The following is a 19,609-nucleotide window of genomic DNA, read 5'->3' on the forward strand; positions in this document are numbered from 1 at the left end:
CGAAGAGCCCCACCGTTGGCAGAGACGTCTGTCGGCAGTGACCCTTGTACGGCTCTGGTCAGGCCCCCGGAAGCCCCTCGCATCGGAGCCTCAGCGACGACCGGGACAGATGGTGCGGGAGTGGGCGCCGGGGACTGCAGTGTCTGAACGCCTTCGCATACCGGTGGCCCGGTCCGGATCGATCCGGACCGGGCCACCGGCGTCTCTCCGCTGACGCCCGGGTCGTCGAACGTGCTGCTGTGCAGTCCCGCCGGGCCGACAGCCGGCCCGGGTCATCCGGGCTTGATGCGACCGCGCCAGGCTCCGGTTTCGCCCCCGCGGTGCTCGATGTACTCCTTGAAGCGATGCAGGTCGTCCTTCACCCGCCGGTCGATCAGGCCCGTCGCGTCAGCGGTCTTCTCCGCGGCACCGGTGGGCTCCACGCTCATCACGAGTTCCACCCGGGTGTGCCGCTCGTCCAGGCGCTGGAAGCTGACGACACCCTTCTGCTTGGTGCCGCCGCCCGTGCTGCGCCAGGCGATCCGCTCGTCCGGAAGCTGGTCGACGATCTCCGTGTCGAACTCGCGCCGGACACCGGCGATTTTGGTGCTCCAGTGATTGTGGCGGTCGTCGATCTGCGTGATCCGCTCGACGCCCTCCATGAAGTTGGGGAACTCCTCGAACTGCGTCCACTGGTTGTAGGCGGTGTGGACGGGGACCTGGACCTCCACCGACTCCTTCACCGTGCTCATCAGCGCGCCTCCTTCGGGGTGACTGCCGCGGTTAGCGGGTCCTCACACATGCGGATCTCCGCACGTGTGCAGCGGGTACCCGAAGACCGCCGCGTTACAACCGTGCCGCCTCGGCGATTTCGTCCCGAAGGGATCGTGTGCTCACCAGCGCATCGCGGTGAAGTCGACGGGCCGCGGCTCCAGCTCGCGCGTGCGAGCCGTCAGCTGCCGCATGCGCCGCGTCATTTCCTCGGCGGGGAGGTGCTTGCGGCCGCCGTGCCCGGGCAGCAGCCACTCGAAGCTGAACAGGCCGGCGGCGCGCTCCAGCGAAGCGGCCAACTCCCGGATGGAGTACCAGGTGACGTTCTCCGCCACCTCGATGTCGCCCGTCGTGCGAGACCAGTAGAAGCTGTCACCGCTGAAGCAGTACCGCTCGTCCGCGACATAGAGCACGCTTCCCTGCGTGTGGCCCGGCAGCGGGTACGCGCGCACGCCCTCGTCGATCTCGACCGTCCTGGTGCCGCGCAGGACGTGATCGGCGTCGGGCGCGGCGTCGAGGTCGCCCTCGTGGATCCACAGCCGGGCGCCGAAGTGGTCCGCGTACCGACGGCCGTGCGCCGCATGGTCCCGGTGGGTGAGGAGGACGTCGGTGACGCGGCCGACGGCTCCGTACCGGTCGGCCAAGGACCCGCTCCATCGCGGCGTATCGACCATCATCACGGTCCCTGAGGGGCGGCGCAGGAGGTAGGAGTTGGCGGCCGCGGTGTGCGGGGAGTTGTGCCCACAGAGGAGGACGCTGTCGTCGAGCGGGAGGGGGTAGGGGTCGGCGGCAGGATCCAGCCGTTGAGAGCTGTGGCGGATGGAGCGGGTGGGGCAGGCGAACGCGGCGGCGTTCAACTGACGCGTCTCCGTGTCACTGCGCGGCTGGCGAAGCACTTCGGATCGGCCGCCGCTTTCGACGATCAGGTCCGGTGCCAGTTGCCTCGCGACGTCGCAGTTCGTACAGCGATCGTCCACGAACCAGCCGTCGTCGACGACCCCTTCGGTCGAGGCGGGGCGGGCGGTGTGCGCGTTGCTCAAGGGACTACTCACCTCTCGTACGGCAGGTACTTGTGGTGGGGCTCCATGGGAGATGCAGGTCTCAGGGCCCGTGGAACCCGCGGAACTCATAGGGCTCGTAGGGCTGCAAAAAGGGATATCGCGGGAGCTCCCAGAAGTGGAAGGGGGGCCGGCTCTTGTGTCTGCGGGCCGTTGCCTCTCTCACGGGCCTGCCATGGCATGGCCTGGACATGACAATCGCCTGCCCATGTGTCGTCACCGGGAAGCGAAGTACCGTGCCAGCGCGGCCAGGGAGCCAGGGACCTCCGTACGTGAGAGCCGTCGCTGCCGGAGGGGGGCCGCGAGCAGCCTCCGCCAGAAGGTCTGCGGGTGGAGCACCCAGCTGATGGTGACGCGCGAGCCGCCCGCTTCCTCGTCCACCTGCCATCGCCACTCGGCGTACGAGGGATTGCCGTCATCGGACTGCGAGCCGTGCCGGAAGACGCGCCGCCGCGGATTGATTTCCTCCACCCAGGACCGGCTCGGCCACTCGGGCCAGCCGGCCGGTTTGACCGTGACGACCCACTCGGCGGGCGGCGTGAGCCGCGCCGGCCGTTCGATCACGCGCGTGACGGCATCATTCCACTCCGGCAGCCGGTCGATATCGGTGACCAGCGCGAATACGTCGTCGGCCGGGGCGTCGACGAAGCCGTTCACGGAGCCCGCGAGTCGCTTCTCCTTGCCCTTGTGAGAGGCCATGCCGTCCTCCCTCGCCCCCCTTCTCCGCTGTTTCGACCGTGGTGCCGAAGGAGCGGGGTCGTGCTTCCAGCATCTCAAATATCCGGCATATTCATGGCCCGGTTGCCGGGGACCCGACAGGCGCGTTCGATGGAGGGAGGGTCGGCCGCCAGGGCGCGCATGCACAAGGTCCGCAAGGTCCGCCGGGAAAGGACGCGAGCCGGCGCGCTACCGTCCGCGGGGCCGTCGTCACCCGGGAATCTCCCGGCCGGGAACGAGCGCCGAAGGAAGGGGAACGCCATGGAGCTGTTCCCGCCCATTCCGCTCGCGGAGTGGCAGGACACCAAGGAAACGCTGCACCGGTTCGCGCAGATCGTCGGCAAGATCCGGCTCGCCGCGAGTCCCCGGCGCAACCACTGGTGGAACGTGCCGTTTCATCTCACCGGCCGGGGCATCACCACACGCCCGATGGGCCAGGTCGACGGCAATCCGGCCTTCACCATCGATTTCGACTTCGTCAACCATCAACTTCTCCTCACCACGCTGGACGGCAGGGCGATCTCCTTTCCGTTGATGGGAGAGTCCGTGGCGTCGTTCGAGGCCAAAACGCTGAACGCGCTGGCCGCGCTGGGAATCCAGGTGGATATCGCCGTTCCCCGGCCGTTCGACCTGCCTGACGGCAGCCGGCCGTTCGCCGAGGATCACGAGCACGCGGCGTACGATCCCGCCCATGCCCATCGCTATTGGCGGGTTCTCAGCCAAGTGGCGCTGGTGCTGGAGGAATTCGCCGCCGACTTCTCGGGAAAAGCCAGCCCGGTACATCACTTCTGGCATACCTTCGACATCGCCCACAGCCGGTTCTCCGGCCGTCGGATCGAGCAGCCTTCGCAGGTCGATCCGGTGACGCGGGAAGCCTATTCCCGGGAGCTGATCAGCTTCGGCTTCTGGTTCGGTGACAGCTCGTTCACCGCGCCGGCGTTCTATTCGTACACCGCCCCGGAACCCGCGGCCCTGACCGACCGCCCGCTCAGCCCCGCATCGGCGCAATGGGTCGCGCGCAACGACAGCCACCTCGCGGTGCTGCCGTACGACACCGCCCGTGCCGAGAGCGATCCGCGTGCCGCGGTGCTGGCTTTCTACGAGAGTGCGTACCAGGCCGGAGCCGCGGCCGCAGGCTGGGATGTCGCCGATTTCGCCTGCCCCGGCGGCAGGACCGACCCGCACCTCCCGCCGGGCTGAAGGGCGCGGCCGCTCGGCGTCTCCGGCTCACCGCCCGCCGGAGACCCGCAGGGCCGTACCGGTGGTGTAGGAAGCGTCCGGCGAGAGCAGCCAGGCGACGGCTGCGGCGACCTCGGCGGGAGCGCCGGGCCGCCGCAGGGGGATCTCACCGGCGGCTCTGGCCGGCCGGTCGGGATCGCCCATCGCGGCATGCATATCGGTTTCGATGAGGCCAGGAGCAACGGCGTTGACCCGAATGCCCTCCGGGCCGAGCTCTTTGGAGAGGCCGACGGTCAGGGCGTCCGTGGCGGCCTTGGTGGCGGCGTAGTGGACGTAATCACCGGGACCGCCGAGGGTGGCGGCCGCCGACGAGATGTTGACGATGGCGCCCGAGCCGAGCGCCGCCATGTCCCGGGCCGCTCGCCGACAGCACATCAGGCAGCCGAGGAGGTTCACCTCGACGACGCGCCGCAGATCCTCGGTCCGGGCGTCGGCGAGCTTGCCGAGCGGACCCGTCACTCCGGCGTTGTTGACCAGTCCGGTGACCGGCCCGAGTTCCGCCGCCGCGATGTCGAACAGACGCTCGACATCGGCCTCGACGGACGTGTCCACCCGCACCGTGGCGCAGCGCGCTCCCGCCGCACGCACCGCGGCCGCGACATCCTCGGCGGCCGCCGCATTGCTGACGTACCCCAGCGCCAGATCGTGTCCGTCCGCGGCCAGCCGAAGGCACGTCGCTGCGCCGATACCTCGGCTGCCACCGGTGACGACGGTGACCGGACGGGACATGTATGCCTCCTGCGACGGGTGCGGATCGCGCTCAAACAGATGATCGCATCCCCCTACGGGCCAGGACGCTCACCGGATCACGTCGAGGAGGTCTCCGGGCGCTGGTAGCGCAGGAGGACCACGCCGTTGCCGAAGGTCCTGGTTTCGGCGAGGTGGAGGGGGACCGTGGCGTCCGACTCCCGGAAGAGCGGCCTGCCGCGCCCGATCAGGACGGGATGGACGTAGATGCGGTACTCGTCGACCAGATCGTGCCGCAGGAAGGCCGCGGCGAGATCGGCGCCGCCGAGAGCCAGATCCCCGCCCGGCTGTGCCTTGAGTTCTTCGACTTCCTCGACGACGACGTCCCGCACGATCGTGGTGTTCCAGTCGGCCCGCTCCAGCGAACGCGAGTACACGACCTTGGGCATGTCCCGCCAGATCCCGGCGAATTCCACCATGAGCGGGGTGCTGTCGGGATCACTGTCGGCGGTCGGCCAGAAATCCGCCATGAGCTCATACGTGACGCGTCCGCTGAGGAAGGCGCCCATTGTTCTGAGCTCTTCGTTCATGTGCCCGTGCAACTCGTCATCGACCATGTGCCAGTCGATCTCGCGGTGTGGCCCCTCGAAGTAGCCGTCGAGGGAGAGCTGCATCATCAGGATGACTTTTCGCATCGCGGTCCTCGGCTGAGTCATCAGGGACGGACGTGGGCTCATCGACCGAGGTGCGGTGCTCGCGGCCCGGTCTGCGGCGAGACGGTACACCGCGGTGCCGGGCGGAGGCGGCTGAAGGGGCATGCGGCGGCCGCGCTTCGTCCGTACGGCCGTGGCCGAACGGCGGCTGAGCCGTGCCCCGGTCGGCTGGGGCGGAGTGCGTCAGGCCCGCCGGATGAGGAGTTCGGCGTTGCGGTCCGCCGCGGCGCCCACCCGTACTCGATCGACCTCTGCGGACATCCCGGCGGCCAGGCCGGGCGCGTTGTAGGCCACCTCGCGGTAGAGGGACGCGAGGCCGACTGCGGACAGGTCGTCGAACCGGGTGCGGTGCGGGGCGCCGGACTCGACGAGGGTGGTGAACAGGGACAGCGTCCCGTCGTGATTGTCGACCAGCTCGATGAGTCGTGCGTGCTGCGGATGGTCCAGGTGGGAGGCGGTGTTGACCTCCCAGAAGGAGCGGGCGGGGGTCGGATGGGCGTGCGGCGTGATGCGGTTGACGTGGCTGTGGCCATTGATCCACGCGACCACGTTCGGGAACCGGCTCAGCAGCGCTATGACCTCCCCGCCGTCGTGACGCTCCTCCTCGGTACGCGCCGCGTCGGGGCGCCGCGTCATGCTCGGACTGTGATGGTGGCTGAATATCAGGATGTGTGCGTCGTCGGCCGCGGCATTGCGTACGAGCCGGCCTTCCGCATCGTGGTGGAGTGAGCTGTGCGCGCTCAACGTCCGCTCCAGCCAACGCAGTTGCTCGGTCCCCAGTGATCCTTCGTAGTGGCCGCTGCGGTAGGTGGTGTCGATGCTGATGCCGATGACGCCCTCCGCCACGGCGAAGGAGTAGTACATCCGGTCGCCGTCCAGGTGATCCTCGGTGTAGCCGTGCCCGACGGGCCCCGCCCCTGCCACGGCCGGATCCAGATGCGCGCGCAGATACTCGTGCGGGGTCACCATGCGGCGACGCTCATCGGGGGTGACGGTCCGCGCGCGGGCGGCGTTGCGGAGCAGGATGTCCTTGAGGACGGTGCTCTTGGGGTCGTCGCCGGTGTACACCGCACGGTCGAAGGCGGCCACGTCGGCATCCGGTACCGAGAACAGCTTGCGTGCCCCCGTGATGTAGTCCCTCAGCACCGGATCGACCGGAGTCATGCAGCCGCCCGGCAGATCGTCGTGATTCCCCGGCGTGGAGTACCAGGGGACGCGCAGGCCGGGGCTGGTAACAGGCCGCATGGCGGCTTCGAGCAAGCCGGGTATCTGCGGCAGACCGCGCTTCTTGTCCTGGTCGCGCAGCATGTCGTCCGGATGCCAGTAGAGCGGGAGCCCCGAGTTCTGGACGCCTTCGAACGACGTCGGGTCACCGGTGTTGGGGGTGATCCGGCCGCCGCTCATCAGCGTGAGGAACCACTCCAGCTCCACCATGGAGTGGTTGTCGATGTTGTCGCCCGTCGACATGACGAAGGCAGGCGGCCGGTCGGTGTGCGGCCCACCGCCGAGTGCGTTGACCTGCTCCACCAGCGAGACCACGCCGGCCACGGTCAACGCCTCGTGGGCGCGCCATGAGGCCGGGCTGCGGGCACGCAGGAACTCGCTGCGCAAAGGGCTCTGCACGTCAGCCACATGCAGGTCGGTGAACTGTACGAAGCAGGCGAGGGCAGTCCGCCGGTCCTGGCGGCCGGCTCCGGCCTCGGCGAGTTCGGAACGGACGACCACCGGCCAGCCCGGGCCGGAGTCGAGGCGGCGGTAGCCCCCGCTGCCGGTGAGCCGCGCCGCCGTCTCCAGCGTCGTGAGGCCGTACGGGGCTGCCCGCCTGATGCCGGGCCGCGTCGGCGAGGGGCCGGCATGGGCCTGTGCGGGCCCGGTGCCAGGGGCGGGGGAGTTGCCGCGCTGGTCCGGGAGTGCCAGTGCGGCGCCGGTCGCGGCCACTGCGGCGCCGGAGGTGAGAAGGAATTGACGACGGTTGGTGGTGGTTTCGCTACCGGCCATGAGGCCCTCCGTGCCGTGGCCGGCGGACCCGGACACAGCGGTGTCACCAAGCGGAACATCTCACTCCGAAAGCTTGCTCGGTGTGCGTGGCCCGAAGGTGAACGATGCCGGAACGCCCCACACCCATCGCCCGTCGGCATGGTCCGGCCCGGGGTGGCCGCCCGGCCGGGGTATCCGGTCAGGGCCCCACGTCCCGGGCGACACCCGGTCCCACCACGGAGGCGGTCGGTCGTGCGTCGTCAGGCCGCCGTCAGCCTGCCTGGCTGTTGTCCTTCAAGGTGCCCCAGCCGTGCCAGCGGTCGATCTCGATCCAGGCACTGAAGCGGCGGCGGTCCCGCTGCGGATACGGATTGCCGAGATAGTGCTGGGCAAGCCGGTCGATGTCGGCCAGGCCCTCGTCCTCGCGCACCTCGGCGACCCGGCCGATGATGCTGATGTGCGTGTACCAGTTGCCCTCGTCGAGCACGGTGAGCGTCACCCGGGGGTCCTTGCGCACATGCTCCAGGCGCTTACGGCCCTCGTCCATGTTGACCAGGATCCGGCCGTTGTCCCAGAGGTACCACGTGGCGGTGGACACCGGCTGTCCGTCCGACCGCAGAGTGGAGATGACGGACGGATTGGCCTTCGCCAGCATGGCGACTGCCGCTTCCGGAAGCGGTGGCTTCGACATGGAGAACCCTCCTCGATACGTCAGTACGTCACTGTTCGTCCCGATCGGGACGTTCACATGATCGTCCATACCCGGCTCGCCGGCTCGCTGCCGGGGAGGACCGCGAGTCGATCGCGTTCTCCGGCCGGACGCGCTGAAACCTCGCCGTCGGCGCGGATGGCGACGGTCGCCACAGGACCCGGGGAAGCGCCGCACACCGGACCCGCCCCCCGGCCCGTCTTCCCTCCGTCGCGGCCAGGGGTCGGAGTCCGTCGTGATCAGCTGCCGGCGTCGAGCACGAGCATGATGTGGGTGTTCTCGCCGTGCCGCACCGTCTCGGAGCGCCGGAAGCCGAGCCGCTCCAACAGCCGCACCGAGCCGGTGTTCCCGGCGAAGGGATCGGCGTGCAAGGGTCTGGTGTGCTCCTCCTGCAGGAAGAGCGTCAGCAGGCGAGTGCCCAGGCCGCGCCCCCAGTACTGCCGGCCGAACCAGTACCCGACGAAGCGCCGGTCCGCCTCCCACCAGGCCACCACATGGCCGGCCGGCTCGCCGTTCACCGTCGCCGTCCGCACGAGGACGGTGGGGTCCCCGAGGATGTTCCTGGCCCAGTGGTTCATGAACGCCTCGCGATCCCGGGGAGCGAAGAGTGAGCGCCGCACTGCCTCCGGGTCGTGCTCCTGCGCGAAGAACGTCTCAAGGTCGGTCTGCACGACAGCCCGCAACTGCACCTCATCGTCCATGTCCGCGAGTCTGGCACCCGGGACTGACAACGCAGACCGGGTAGCGGAGGGGGAGGGAAGGGGAGGGGCGGTGCCGGCCGGGTCTGCGCCCTGGCATGATCGCAGGCATGGTTGAACGCGTTATCGCCGCGTGTGACGGGGCGTCGAAGGGAAATCCCGGTCCCGCGGGCTGGGCCTGGGTCATCGCCGACAGTGCGGAGACCCCCACCCGCTGGGAATCCGGCCCGCTGGGTACGGCGACGAACAACGTCGCGGAACTCACCGCGCTGGAGCGCCTGCTCTCGGCTGCCGATCCGGACGTCCCGATGGAGATCCGGATGGACTCCCAGTACGCGATGAAGGCCGTCACGACCTGGCTGCCCGGCTGGAAGCGCAAGGGCTGGAAGACGGCCGCGGGCAAGCCCGTCGCCAACCAGGAACTGGTCATGAGCATCGACGCTCTGCTGGCGGGACGCTCCGTCGAGTTCCGGTATGTCCCCGCGCACCAGGTGAACGGCGACCCGCTCAACGACTTCGCCGACCGCGCCGCCAGCCACGCGGCAATCACCCAGGAGCCCGCCGGAAGCGCGTACGACTCACCGCCCCCTCCGCAGGCGCCTGACGCCGCCCGGCCCGCCGGCACCCGACGCCGGGCCACCGGGGCGGCCGCGAAGACCTCTGCCGCGTCGAAGCCCCGCTCCGCCGCCTCGACGCGCACCTTGAAGGCCAAGTTCCCCGGCCGCTGTCGCTGCGGGCGCCCGTACGCGGCCGGCGAGCCGATCGCCAAGAATCCCGATGGCTGGGGCCACCCCGACTGCCGCACCGGCGCGAACAGCTGACGTCGTACCGGCCTGCGCCTCGGCGGGCCATGCCCTGCAACCCGATACCCGCTCGCATCCGGCACGGATGACCTGGCACGCTGCCCCCATGGAGCGTGCGGAGGTCCTGCTCTTGGCGGGGCGAGCAGGTGTCGGCAAGACGACGGTGGGGTGGGAGATCTCGGCGCAGTTGCGCGCCGCGGACGTCCAACACGCCGTTATCGAGGGTGACTTCATGGCCCACATACATCCGGCGCCGGAAGACGATCCGCGCCGTACGCAGATCGCCGAGCGCAATCTGACCGCGGTCTGGGCGAACTTCGCGCAACTCGGCTGCCGCAGGCTGGTCTACACCCACACCTTGAGCGTGATGCCGCGGGCGCAAGGCATGTTCGAGCGGGCGATGGGGCCTGATGTGCGGATCGTTCGGGTCCTGCTCACGGCCTCCGACGCCACCGCGGGCGAGCGCCTGGCCGGTCGGGAAATCGGCTCGGAGCTGGAGCAGGAGTTGAGGACCAGCGCCTCCAAGGCGCGGCTCCTGGACGAGCAGGCGCCTGCGGACTCGGTGCGGGTGGGGACCGACGGGCGGAGCGTGGTCGACATCGGACGCGAGGTGCTGGCCCTCACGGGCTGGGGGCCCCGGGAAGCGGACTGACCGTCCACGGGACCGGGGCGGGGAGGCCGCCGGTGTGCTGCGTAGGGGGGCGGCCTGAGAAGAGTAAGACCGCGCAGCACACCGGCGACGCGTGAGCACTTCACACCATGAACCACCCCGGAAGCCCACAATGCTCCTGTGGTGGGCGTGGCGGCCGTGGTGGGACGGGTATCGCCCGGCGTTGGTCGGAGGCCCCGCACCGGACTTGGACCGGCCTGCCGCATCGCCGGAGATTCCCGGGGTACGTTGGGCGATCCGGCTCCGCACCCATGTCGAGCCGGGTCGTACGGACATCAAGGAGGCAGCGCATGGCTCGGACCACCGCAACCGTGGTCTCGCTCCGGGGCCTTTCGGTGCGGCCCGCGTCGCGGATCGTGCAGGAGGCCAAGGCGTACACCTCCGACATCACGTTCGTGGTCGACGGCAGGGAAGCCAGCGCCAAGAGCCTGTTCCACCTCCAGCGGTTGGAGATGGAGCACGGCAAGGAGATCCTCATCGTCGCCGACGGCGACGATGAGCAGGATGCCGTCGAGGCGCTCGCGCAGCTCATCGAGTCCGTCGTTCCGTAACGGACGCGGCCGCCCGCGCCTCTCCCCGAACGCTCCTCCCCGCTCGGCCGCCCGAGCCCGCCGGCTGTGACGACGCCCAAGGCGAGCCACATCGGTGTGCATGCCACGAAAGTCGTGGGGCAGGCTCTCCTCCAGCAAGGGCTCCACCGGCACGAGTAGGAGAAGGACATGGGCGCGACCGCCGCATCGGCAGCTGACATCGTGCAGGGCACGGAGGCCACCCCTGCCGCGCCTCATGCCGAGGGCGCCCCGCTCCCCGTCGTCGAGGACCCGCAGAGCGTCGCCCCGGGCGATGCCCGCGACCTGACGCAGCTCTTCTTCCAGCGGCTGGAGACACTTGAGGAGGGGACGCACGAGTACCAGTACGCGCGCAACACCCTCATCGAGATCAACCTGTCGCTGGTGCGGTTCGCGGCCCGGCGCTTCCGCAGCCGCGGCGAGGAGATGGAAGATCTCATGCAGGTCGGCACGATCGGTCTGATCAAGGCCATCGACCGCTACGACCTGTCCCGCGAGGTGGAGTTCACCACCCTGGCCATCCCCTACATCACCGGCGAGATGAAGCGGTTCTTCCGCGACACCACCTGGGACGTGCGGGTGCCCCGACGGCTCCAGGAGCTGCGCGTGGATCTCGCCCGCGCGACGGAGAAGCTGGTCAACGACCTGGGCCGGGAGCCCAAGGTCGCCGAACTCGCCGAGCACCTGGACATCACCGAGGCGGAGGTCGTCGAGGGGCAGGTCGCCGCCAACGGCTACAACGCCGCCTCCATCGACGCGCCCATCGACGACGAGGGCGGCAACGAGGCGCCCGTCGCGGACCTGCTGGGGGAGTGCGACAAGGACATGAGCCTCTTCGAGGACCTGTACGCGCTCAAGCCCTACTTCGACCGCCTCGAAGAACGCGAACGGCAGCTCCTGGAAATGCGCTTCGGCCAGGAGATGACCCAGGCCCGGATCGGGGAGGCGATGGGCATCTCCCAGATGCACGTCTCCCGCCTGCTGTCCCGCTGCCTTGACCAGCTGCGCTCCGCGATGCTCACCACCGAGTGAGGTGACCGGCTCAGCGAGAGCCCGATACCTGTTTTTCCGGGGCGGGGGTGTCGCTCGGACCGAGGATGCCCCCGAGCGCGCCCGGTGCGCAGCCCTTGGACTGTGACGCCCAGGCGGCAGCGGCTGCCTCGGCGTCGTGGTGGCACGAGAAGACCTGGTCGAGGCCGACGGTGCGGAGCGTGCGGGAGATGGCCGCGGGAACGCCGGCGAGAGCGATGTCGGCGTCGCAGGCCAGGGCCCTGTTGCGGGCCGCGAGGAAGGCGCTGACGCCGCTGGAGTCGCAGAACGCGCAGTCGGCCAGGTCCAGCACCAGCAGGTGCCCGGGAGACAGGGCGACGCGCTGAAGGGCGCCGCGGAGATGGGGAGCGGTGTCGTAGTCCAGGCCGCCGGCGACCTCCAGCACCGGGCCTGCGGCGGTCTCGCGGGTGGTGATGGTCAGTGCGCTCATTCCATCTCTTCGGTCGTCGTGGCCGGCACACCGAGCGCGAGGACGGCGGCGTCGTCGTCCAGTCCGCCGCCGAAGCTCTCCAGCAGGGTGGCGATGGCGGCGGTGGCCGCCTCGGGGACGGCGGGGGCCAGTTCGTTCGCGAAGGAGTGCAACGCTTCGTCCCCGAAGCGCGCCGTCCCTGCCCCGGTGCGTGCCTCGGTCAGTCCATCCGTATACAGCAGGAGGGTGTCGCCCGGTGCGAGCCGGGTGCTCGCGGTGGTGAACCTGGCCTGCGGGAGGGCGCCCACCAGCAGCCCGCCGGGAGTGGGCAGATAGTCGGCGCTCCCGTCGGCGCGCAGGTGCAGCAGGGGCGGATGGCCACCGCTGCCGATGGTCACGGTGAAGCCGTCGCCGAGGGGCGAGAGCACGCCGAAGATGACCGTGCAGTAGCGCGGGTCGTCCCCGGCGTAGTGCTCGTGCAGCGCCGTGTTCAGCGTGTTCAGGACGGCCACGGGGTCGTGGTCGTGGGTCGCGGCGGTGCGCAGGGTGTAGCGGGTCAGCGAGGTGACAGCCGCCGCGGCCGGCCCCTTGCCGCATACGTCGCCGAGGAAGAAGCCCCAGCTTCCGCCGCCCAGGGGGAACAGGTCGTAGAAGTCGCCGCCGAGGTGGTCGGGGGAGGCGGTGTGGTAGTGCGCGGAGGCCAGGAGCCCGGGTACTCGGGGCAGGGACGGCGGCAGCAGGCTGTGCTGGAGCGTCGCGACCACGCGCTGGAGGCGTTCGCGTTCGCGGTCGGATTCCTGCCGGGCGCGCAGGAGTTCCGTCTCGTAGGCGCGGCGGTCGCGGGCGTCGGAGATCGTGGTGCGGACCAGCAGGGGCTGGCCGTCGGTGCCGGTCTTGAGGGTGGAGGACACCAGTACCGGCAGCCGGGTGCCGTCGGCGGTCTTGAGCTCCAGGGCGATGCCGTTGATCTCGCCCTGCATCCGCAGGAGCGGCGCGAAGTGCGTTTCGTGATAGAGCCTGCCGCCGATGGTCAGCAGGTCCGCGAAGCTGCGGCGGCCGATCAACTCCTCGCGGGTGTGGCCGAGCCAGGTCAGCAGCGTGGTGTTGACCTTCGCGATCTTTCCGTCGAGCAGCGTGGACAGGTAGCCGCACGGGGCGTTCTCGTAGAGGTCCTCGGCGCTGTCCTCCAGCAGTGAGGAGAACGCCGCGTCCTGTCCGCCGCTCTCCGCGCTGGGGTCGGGAGGGTCGGACGACTGGCCGGTGATGGACATCACCGGGATGCCGTGACGAAGGACGCGATGGCGGCGCTGGTGGCTTCCGGGGCGCTGAGCTGGGGGCAGTGCCCCGTGGCAGCCAAGGTCAGCAGTTGGCTGTCGGGAATCTCCGCGTGAACGTACGCACCGACCTCGGGGGGCGCGATGGCGTCGTCGGCGCACTCCAGGATGAGGGTGGGGACGGTGACCTCGGCCAGGTCCGCCCGGTTGTCGGACAGGAAGGTGGTGTGGGCGAAGACGCGGGCGATCCGGGGATCGGTGGCGCAGAAGCTGTTCGTCAGCTCCGCCCCGAGTTCGGGGCGCTCGGGGTTGCCCATGATCACCGGTGCCATCGCGGCGGACCAGCCGAGGTAGTTGCTGTCCAGGGATTCCAGCAGCTCGTGGATGTCCTCACGGCTGAAGCCGCCGCGGTATCCGTCGTCGTCGATGTAGCAGGGGGAGGGAGTGAGCAGCACCAGCTTGGCGAACCGGTCCGGTTCACGGTTGGCCGCCAGCACTCCGATCATGGCGCTCACCGAGTGTCCGACGAGGACCACCTCGCGCAGGTCCAGCTCGCGGCAGATCTCCAGTACATCGTCCGCGTAGCCGTCGAGGGAGGAGTATCGCTCCTCCTGCCAGGCCGAGAGGTCCGAGCGGCCGGAGCCGACGTGATCGAACAGGACCACCCGGAATCGCTGGGCGAGCTCCGGGACCACCAGCCGCCACATGTTCTGATCGCAGCCGAAGCCGTGCGCGAGCATCACCACGGGCCCGTCCTCGGGCCCGATCTCCACGACGTGGTGCCTGTCGCGAACTGCGCTGCTGCTCATCGTGACCCTGTTCCTTCGACGTTCACTCGACGCGATTCAATGGGTGCGCCCCTGGTCGCCGGTGGCTGTTCCGGTGGTGCCGGCAGGCGATCTCAGCTCAGGGACGAAGGAAGATTACCTGCCCTCCATTGATAAGTAAATCTATCGTGGCCGTGGCAGACATTGGGCATTTGTGCAGCTGGAGTCCTGCGGTGGCCGACGGTGCCGGCAAGCTGCGGTTTCACCCCTCGCGCCGCCGGAGAGTCAGGCAGCTCCGTCCGGAAGCGGATAGCAGCCGGCGGTCCACGGCTGGTCCTCGTCGGCACGCTGCCATTCGCCCGCGACGGCCGGTCCTGAGTGCTCGGGCGGTGCGAGCGTGAAGCCGCTCTCGGCCAGCCGGCTGTTGAGAGACGCCTCGGGGAAACCGTCCTCGTCGGTGGGCCCCAGCGTGACGGTGAGCCCTTCGAGATCGGCGACCTCGGGGGCGTCGGCGCAGTTGGTCACCCGCAGGTGCCAGTGGCCGTCGCGGAGAAATGCCTCGGCCAGGTACGGGGCTTGCGTCCGCTCGGTCAGCTCGGTCACGTCATGCGCTCCTTCGCCCTCTTCGGGCAGGTGGACGGTCCTCGGTCAGCCCTCAGCATCGCTCAGGAAACGGCGGCCGGGCGAGTGCCTGCCGATTTCGGCGGGGCAGACCGGACATGGCGCGGCGCCTTCTGCAAGGGAGGCTCTGCAGGAGGCGCCGCGTGAAGGAGGAGCCGAGTGAAGGCGGGAGCCGCGTTCACCCGTGATTCGGGGGCGGGGCCCGCGGCGACTGCCCGGAAGCCGCCCCGGAGGATCAGTGCGGCGGGTTGCCGAAGTCGGGGATGGGCAGCCGCTCGCCGTCACGCCGCGCCGACTCGTGTGCGATCACCCCGGGGAGCGTGTAGCGGGCGGCCGTCCAGGCGTTCACGGACGGCAGGACGCTCTTGTTGACGGCGGTCACGAAGTCGTCGACGAGGAAATGGTGGCTGCCCTCGTGACCGTTGGGGGCGTGCGCGAACTCGCGCGGCAGCCGCGTCCGGGCGGCTTCGTGCACCGGTGCGGTGCCCGACACGAACGCGTCCCGTAGCGCCGGCGCCACCTCCGCGAGCGACGGGTCGTCGGACGGCAGAGTGGGCCGGGCCTGGAGGTGCTGCGACACATCCGTCACTCCCTTCTTGTCCTGCCACAGGCTGACCGTGGCCAGCTGCTCGAAGCTGCCCTCTGTGCCGAAGAAGCGGAACCGGGACTCCCGGAGGTGGCAGGGGTAGCCGACGCGCCGGAACTCGTTCGTCCGGAACGATCCGCCGCCCGCGACCTCGAACAGCGCGGTGGCATTGGACAGGTCATTGCCGAACTGGCTCACCTCGGTGTCGAACACGCCGTCCCCGCGCTGGTCCACGACGCCGATGGCGCTCACGCTCGTCGCGTACGTCTGCCATGCGCCGAGCACCCCGCCGATGGAGTGCGTCGGGTACAGCAGCGGCGGATAGCTGGCGGTGGCCTTCCAGTTCTCGCCACCGCTGTATCGGTACGCGTCGTAGAAGCCCAGATCCATGTCGTGGACGTAGTCGCCCTCGGCGTAGAAGACCCTGCCGAACGCGCCGTTCTCCAACTGCTGCCGGGCGTAGACCGTCGCCGGGTTGTAGTGGCTGGTCTCGCCCATCATGTACGTCAGGCCGGTCTCCCGTACCGCCTCGATGATCGCGGCGATCTCCTCCTCGGAGACGGCCATCGGGACGGCGGAGTACACGTGCTTGCCCGCTCGCAATGCCTGTACGGCGAGCGGTCCGTGCGTCCAGCGCTGGGTGAACAGCGCCACCGCGTCGACGTCGGACGCCAGCAGCTCCTCGAAGGACGCCGCCGTTCCCGCGAGGCCGTGGCTCGCCACCAGGTGTCCCGCGCGGTCGGGCAGCAGATCGGTGACGTGGATCGGACCGACACCGGGGTGCAGCTGGAACAGCTTCGCGAACTGCTCGGCGAACTGCCCGGCGCCGACGATGCCGAGGGAGAAGGACATGGGAAAACCTCTCTGGGTGTGTGAGCGAGTGCCGTGCCCGCCGCGCCCGCCTGCCGGGCGTGCGTGCTCTACCGGCGGTGCTGCTTGTCCTGCTGGAAAAGGAAGTTGATCTGCCGGTTGGCCTCGGTGAGGGTGCTCAGCGGCGCGTCGTTGGCGTACACGTCCTGCATGACCGGCGTCATGATCGAGGTGATGTCGGAGGCGTGGTCGGTGACCGGGAAGGAGAAGGTGGTCCGGTCCTCGACCTGCCGGGTGAAGGCGGACACGTCCAGCCCCCGCCTGCGGTGGCCCGCGATGGCGGCCTCGGTGCCCTTGCGGGTGGCGGGGAAGACCGTCGAGTCCTCGCCGACCATCCGCTGGCACGTGTCGGACGCGAGGAACGCCACCCACTTCGCCGCGTCCTGCTTGTTCCGCGCCTTTTTCGTCACCGAGTCGGCGAGCCCGCTCATCATCGAGGCACGCTTGCCGCTCGGGCCCTTGGGGGTGAGCGCGATCCCTGTGTCCACCCCCTTGAGATCGTCGAAGGTACGGGTCATCCATGAGCCGCTCAGGGCAAGCGCCGCCTGCCCCGACCCGAGCTGGGCCTCGGGTGGGTTGGAGTCGGAGAAGACCTCGAAGGGAGCCATGTAGCCCTTCTTGGCCAGCCCGAAATACCAGCCGATGGTTTCCTGGAAGGTCTTCTGGTCGTAGTTGTAGTGTCGGCCCCATGTGGGACGGTCCGTGTACCGCCAGCCGGCCGATCCGGTGAACGCGCTCCACTGGGTCTGCCCGTCGGCGGTGCCCGCGTCGTTCGTCGCCAGCCCGTAGCGCACCACCCGGCTCTTGTCGAAGCCGGGCTGGTCGCCGCGCCGGCCGTCGGCGTCCACCGTCAGCCGGGCGAGGGCCTTCTCGAAACTGCCGCCGTCGCGCGGGTTCCACGACAGCGAGTTGAGCTCCTTCTCGCTGAGCCCTGCCTTTCGTGTGACCTTGCGGTCGTGGAAGAGACCGACCGTGTCCCAGTCCTTCGGCGCGCCGTAGCGGTGCCCGTCCTGCCCGATCCAGGTGTCCGCGAGCCCTGGCTGGTAGTCGCCGGAGCGAAGATGCGCGGTGGGGCCGAGTTCGTCCAGGGGGCTCAGTACCCCCAGCTTCGCGAACTGCGGGTACTTGGCCGGGTGGTTGGTGAAGACGTCCGGCTGGGTGCCCGAGAGGAAGCTCGCCATCAGCTTCGTCCAGTAGTTGTCGAAGCCGATCTGGGTGATCCGCACCGTCAGCCCGGGGTTCTCCCGCTCGAAGGACTTCGCGCACTCCTCGTACGCGGGCCGCTGGTTGGCATCCCACATCCAGTACGTCACGGTGCGTCCTTCCGCCGCGCTCCGGGCCGTCTGCGGTGCGCAGCCGGTGCCGGCGGCTGCCAGCAGACAGGCCGTGCCCAGCACCGCGGCGGTCCGCGCCTTCCGTACGGCTCTTCTCATCCGATCTGCGCTCCCGTTCACTTGATCCCGCTGAAGCCGATGGAGTTGAGGACGCGCCGCGCCAGCACACCGAAGAGCACGATCATCGGCAGCGCGGCGATGACCGTGGCCGCCATCAGGCCCGCCCAGTCCGTACCGGACTGCGGGTCCTGCGAACGGAAGACGCTGAGCGCGACGGTGAGCACCCGTGAGCTGTCGCTGTAGGAGACCATCAGCGGCCAGAAGTAGTCGTTCCACGCGGTGAGGTACGTGAGGATGCACAGCGTCGAGACCGGCCCGGAAGCCATCGGCAGGATGATCCGGAAGAACACCCGAATCTTCCCGGCGCCGTCCAGCAGTGCGGCCTCCTCCACCTCACGGGAGATGTTGAGGAAGAACTGCCGCAGGAAGAACACCGCGAACGGCGTCATGAACATCGTCGGCATGGCGACTCCGAGCAGCGTGTCCACCAGGCCGAGTTCCTTGATGAGGACGAAGTTCGGCAGCAGCGTGAACACCGGCGGCACCATCAGCCCCGCGAGCACGAAGCCGAACACCTTGTCCCGGCCGCGCCAGCGCAGCCGTGCGAAGGCGTAGGCGGCCATCGCGGAGAACAGCACCTGGCACACGGTGATCAGCGTCGAGACGCACACCGAGTTGAGCAGATAGCGCCAGAAGTCGAGCGATCCGCCGGCGCCGCCCTCGGCCAGCGCCTCCTTCGTGCTCTGCAGTCCGAGCGCCCGCAGGAAACCGCCCGCACTCGGCTCGACCGGCAGCGCGGACGCCGCACCGCCGGGGAGCGCCGCGTTTGTCGACAACGCCGTACGCAGCATCCAGTAGAAGGGGAAGAGCGTGAGGACGACGATCGCGCCCATCGCGACCCAGGCGAGCACCCTGCCGGGGGAGGGGAGCGGTCGCTTGCGGGGCCTGCGGTGGGGTGGTTCGTCGCCGCCGCTGCGCACGGAGTCGTGCGCTGCGGTCCTGGCGACCGGTGGCGCGGTTGCCGCCATCGGGATTCCCCTTTCCTGATCGGTGCCGGAATGCGTGGTGTGGCGAATGCGCGGACGTGGAATGCGGTCCCGGAACGCTCAGTCGAGGTCGGAGCGGCCGGCTCGCATCAGCCGGTACTGGACCAGCGTGATCACGGCGAGCAGCAGCATCAGCGCGACCGAGAGGGCGGAGGCGTAGCCGAACTGCAGCCGCCCGAAGGCCAGGTCGTAGATGTAGAACTGGAGGACGTTCGTCGCGCCCGCCGGGCCGCCGTCCCTGGTGGTGACGGAGATCGTGTCGAAGACCTGGAACGAGCCGATCATGGTGATGATCAGCACCAGCGCCAGGACCGGTCGCAGCAGCGGCACGGTCACCGAGCGGAACAGCCGCCCCTCGCTCGCGCCGTCCATCCGCCCCGCCTCGTACACCGACTGCGGCAGCGACTGCAGACCGGCGAAGATCAGTAGCGCGGTGTAGCCCACGTGCCGCCAGACGTTGATGAGCGCGATGGTCGGGATCGCCCAGTCCGCGTCGGCGAGGAACGGGATCCGTCCGACGCCCAGCCACTCCAGCACCTCGTTGCCGATGCCGAGGCGGGTGTCGAGGATCCACAGCCAGACGATGCCGGCGACGACGTTCGACACGAGGTACGGGGCGAGCACCACGCCGCGCAGGAAGGTGGAGCGGGTCAGGCGGTGCATCAGCACGGCGATCAGCAGTGCCACGGCCGTCTGCACGCCGATGTTGATGACGACGTACTGGACGGTGACCCCCAGCGAGTCCCAGAAGACGGGGTCGCCGATCATCCGCCGGTAGTTGTCGAGCCCGGTCCACCGGGCTGCGCCCAGCAGGCTGAACTCCGTGAAGCTGAGGTAGATCCCGCGCAGGGTCGGCCAGAGCAGGAAGGCGAGATAACCGAACAGCGCAGGTGCGAGAAAGAGTGCGGCGGTGCGGCCGTCGCCGCGGCGTTCCGTGGCCGCGGCGGGTGCGGCCGGGCGTGCTGAGGAGATGGTCATGAGCGGGCCCCTTCGTCCGTCTGG

The 19,609-nt window shown here is 69.5% G+C and carries 21 protein-coding genes; 5 read left to right on the forward strand and 16 right to left on the reverse strand.

All coding sequences use genetic code 11. From position 1 onward, the window contains the following. Window positions 1-272 precede the first annotated feature (272 nt). From QOM21_RS34220 to QOM21_RS34230, 3 genes are all read right to left on the reverse strand, one after another. Window positions 273-731: an SRPBCC family protein gene (locus QOM21_RS34220; RefSeq protein WP_407554947.1), complete on the reverse strand. Its 459-nt coding sequence runs from the start codon at window positions 729-731 to the stop codon at window positions 273-275. 141 nt (window positions 732-872) lie between these two features. Continuing rightward, complete coding sequence (locus tag QOM21_RS34225; RefSeq protein WP_407554949.1) at window positions 873-1,790, reverse strand: MBL fold metallo-hydrolase; 918 nt, start codon at window positions 1,788-1,790, stop codon at window positions 873-875. A gap of 234 nt (window positions 1,791-2,024) precedes the next feature. Next, window positions 2,025-2,507: an SRPBCC family protein gene (locus QOM21_RS34230; RefSeq protein WP_407554951.1), complete on the reverse strand. Its 483-nt coding sequence runs from the start codon at window positions 2,505-2,507 to the stop codon at window positions 2,025-2,027. Window positions 2,508-2,786: 279 nt separating this feature from the next. On the opposite strand from QOM21_RS34230, the gene QOM21_RS34235 reads away from it, so the two are divergent. Next, a complete protein-coding gene (locus QOM21_RS34235; protein WP_407554953.1) occupies window positions 2,787-3,725 on the forward strand; it encodes a DUF5996 family protein in 939 nt (312 codons plus the stop codon). 27 nt (window positions 3,726-3,752) lie between these two features. Here QOM21_RS34235 and QOM21_RS34240 read toward each other — a convergent pair whose 3' ends face one another. The 5 genes from QOM21_RS34240 to QOM21_RS34260 all read right to left on the reverse strand — a co-directional run bounded on the left by QOM21_RS34240 (window position 3,753) and on the right by QOM21_RS34260 (window position 8,551). Next, a complete protein-coding gene (locus QOM21_RS34240) occupies window positions 3,753-4,493 on the reverse strand; it encodes an SDR family oxidoreductase (RefSeq protein WP_407554955.1) in 741 nt (246 codons plus the stop codon). A gap of 77 nt (window positions 4,494-4,570) precedes the next feature. Next, window positions 4,571-5,146 (reverse strand): dihydrofolate reductase family protein, encoded by a 576-nt coding sequence (locus tag QOM21_RS34245; RefSeq protein WP_407554956.1) that lies wholly within the window; start codon window positions 5,144-5,146, stop codon window positions 4,571-4,573. A 201-nt stretch (window positions 5,147-5,347) separates the two neighbouring features. Next, on the reverse strand, window positions 5,348-7,162 hold the full coding sequence (locus QOM21_RS34250) for a TIGR03767 family metallophosphoesterase (protein ID WP_407554957.1): 1,815 nt from the start codon (window positions 7,160-7,162) through the stop codon (window positions 5,348-5,350). Window positions 7,163-7,412: 250 nt separating this feature from the next. Next, window positions 7,413-7,832 (reverse strand): PPOX class F420-dependent oxidoreductase, encoded by a 420-nt coding sequence (locus tag QOM21_RS34255; RefSeq protein ID WP_407554959.1) that lies wholly within the window; start codon window positions 7,830-7,832, stop codon window positions 7,413-7,415. Window positions 7,833-8,089: 257 nt separating this feature from the next. Beyond that, window positions 8,090-8,551 (reverse strand): GNAT family N-acetyltransferase, encoded by a 462-nt coding sequence (locus tag QOM21_RS34260; protein ID WP_407554960.1) that lies wholly within the window; start codon window positions 8,549-8,551, stop codon window positions 8,090-8,092. A 95-nt stretch (window positions 8,552-8,646) separates the two neighbouring features. Between QOM21_RS34260 and QOM21_RS34265 the strand changes: the two genes are divergently transcribed. The 4 genes from QOM21_RS34265 to QOM21_RS34280 all read left to right on the forward strand — a co-directional run bounded on the left by QOM21_RS34265 (window position 8,647) and on the right by QOM21_RS34280 (window position 11,622). Continuing rightward, a complete protein-coding gene (locus QOM21_RS34265; RefSeq protein ID WP_407554962.1) occupies window positions 8,647-9,369 on the forward strand; it encodes a ribonuclease H in 723 nt (240 codons plus the stop codon). A gap of 88 nt (window positions 9,370-9,457) precedes the next feature. Further along, window positions 9,458-10,003 carry a hypothetical protein gene (locus QOM21_RS34270; RefSeq protein WP_407554964.1) on the forward strand — a complete coding sequence of 182 codons (546 nt, stop codon included), beginning with the start codon at window positions 9,458-9,460 and terminating at the stop codon, window positions 10,001-10,003. 308 nt (window positions 10,004-10,311) lie between these two features. Further along, window positions 10,312-10,572, forward strand: a complete 261-nt coding sequence (locus QOM21_RS34275; RefSeq protein ID WP_407554966.1) for an HPr family phosphocarrier protein — start codon at window positions 10,312-10,314, stop codon at window positions 10,570-10,572. Window positions 10,573-10,740: 168 nt separating this feature from the next. Continuing rightward, the gene (locus tag QOM21_RS34280) at window positions 10,741-11,622 is read left to right on the forward strand and encodes a SigB/SigF/SigG family RNA polymerase sigma factor (protein ID WP_407554968.1); all 882 of its coding nucleotides are present in this window, start codon (window positions 10,741-10,743) and stop codon (window positions 11,620-11,622) included. Between the two features lie 10 nt (window positions 11,623-11,632). Here the strand turns inward: QOM21_RS34280 and QOM21_RS34285 are convergent, their stop codons facing one another. From QOM21_RS34285 to QOM21_RS34320, 8 genes are all read right to left on the reverse strand, one after another. Further along, a complete protein-coding gene (locus tag QOM21_RS34285; protein ID WP_407554969.1) occupies window positions 11,633-12,070 on the reverse strand; it encodes an STAS domain-containing protein in 438 nt (145 codons plus the stop codon). Continuing rightward, the gene (locus QOM21_RS34290; RefSeq protein ID WP_407554971.1) at window positions 12,067-13,320 is read right to left on the reverse strand and encodes a PP2C family protein-serine/threonine phosphatase; all 1,254 of its coding nucleotides are present in this window, start codon (window positions 13,318-13,320) and stop codon (window positions 12,067-12,069) included. The genes QOM21_RS34285 and QOM21_RS34290 overlap by 4 nt, the downstream gene beginning before the upstream one ends. Further along, window positions 13,320-14,132 carry an alpha/beta fold hydrolase gene (locus tag QOM21_RS34295; RefSeq protein ID WP_407554972.1) on the reverse strand — a complete coding sequence of 271 codons (813 nt, stop codon included), beginning with the start codon at window positions 14,130-14,132 and terminating at the stop codon, window positions 13,320-13,322. The genes QOM21_RS34290 and QOM21_RS34295 overlap by 1 nt, the downstream gene beginning before the upstream one ends. Before the next feature lie 243 nt (window positions 14,133-14,375). Then, complete coding sequence (locus tag QOM21_RS34300) at window positions 14,376-14,693, reverse strand: hypothetical protein (RefSeq protein ID WP_407554974.1); 318 nt, start codon at window positions 14,691-14,693, stop codon at window positions 14,376-14,378. A gap of 253 nt (window positions 14,694-14,946) precedes the next feature. Beyond that, window positions 14,947-16,149: a Gfo/Idh/MocA family protein gene (locus QOM21_RS34305; protein ID WP_407554976.1), complete on the reverse strand. Its 1,203-nt coding sequence runs from the start codon at window positions 16,147-16,149 to the stop codon at window positions 14,947-14,949. Window positions 16,150-16,217: 68 nt separating this feature from the next. Beyond that, window positions 16,218-17,600, reverse strand: coding sequence for an ABC transporter substrate-binding protein (locus QOM21_RS34310; RefSeq protein ID WP_407554978.1), 1,383 nt, complete (start codon window positions 17,598-17,600; stop codon window positions 16,218-16,220). Window positions 17,601-17,617: 17 nt separating this feature from the next. Beyond that, window positions 17,618-18,589 carry a carbohydrate ABC transporter permease gene (locus QOM21_RS34315; protein WP_407554980.1) on the reverse strand — a complete coding sequence of 324 codons (972 nt, stop codon included), beginning with the start codon at window positions 18,587-18,589 and terminating at the stop codon, window positions 17,618-17,620. A 78-nt stretch (window positions 18,590-18,667) separates the two neighbouring features. Beyond that, window positions 18,668-19,585 (reverse strand): carbohydrate ABC transporter permease, encoded by a 918-nt coding sequence (locus QOM21_RS34320; RefSeq protein ID WP_407554982.1) that lies wholly within the window; start codon window positions 19,583-19,585, stop codon window positions 18,668-18,670. Between the last annotated feature and the right edge of the window lie 24 nt (window positions 19,586-19,609).

Source organism: Streptomyces sp. Pv4-95 (genome assembly GCF_045782725.1).
Classification (GTDB): domain Bacteria; phylum Actinomycetota; class Actinomycetes; order Streptomycetales; family Streptomycetaceae; genus Streptomyces.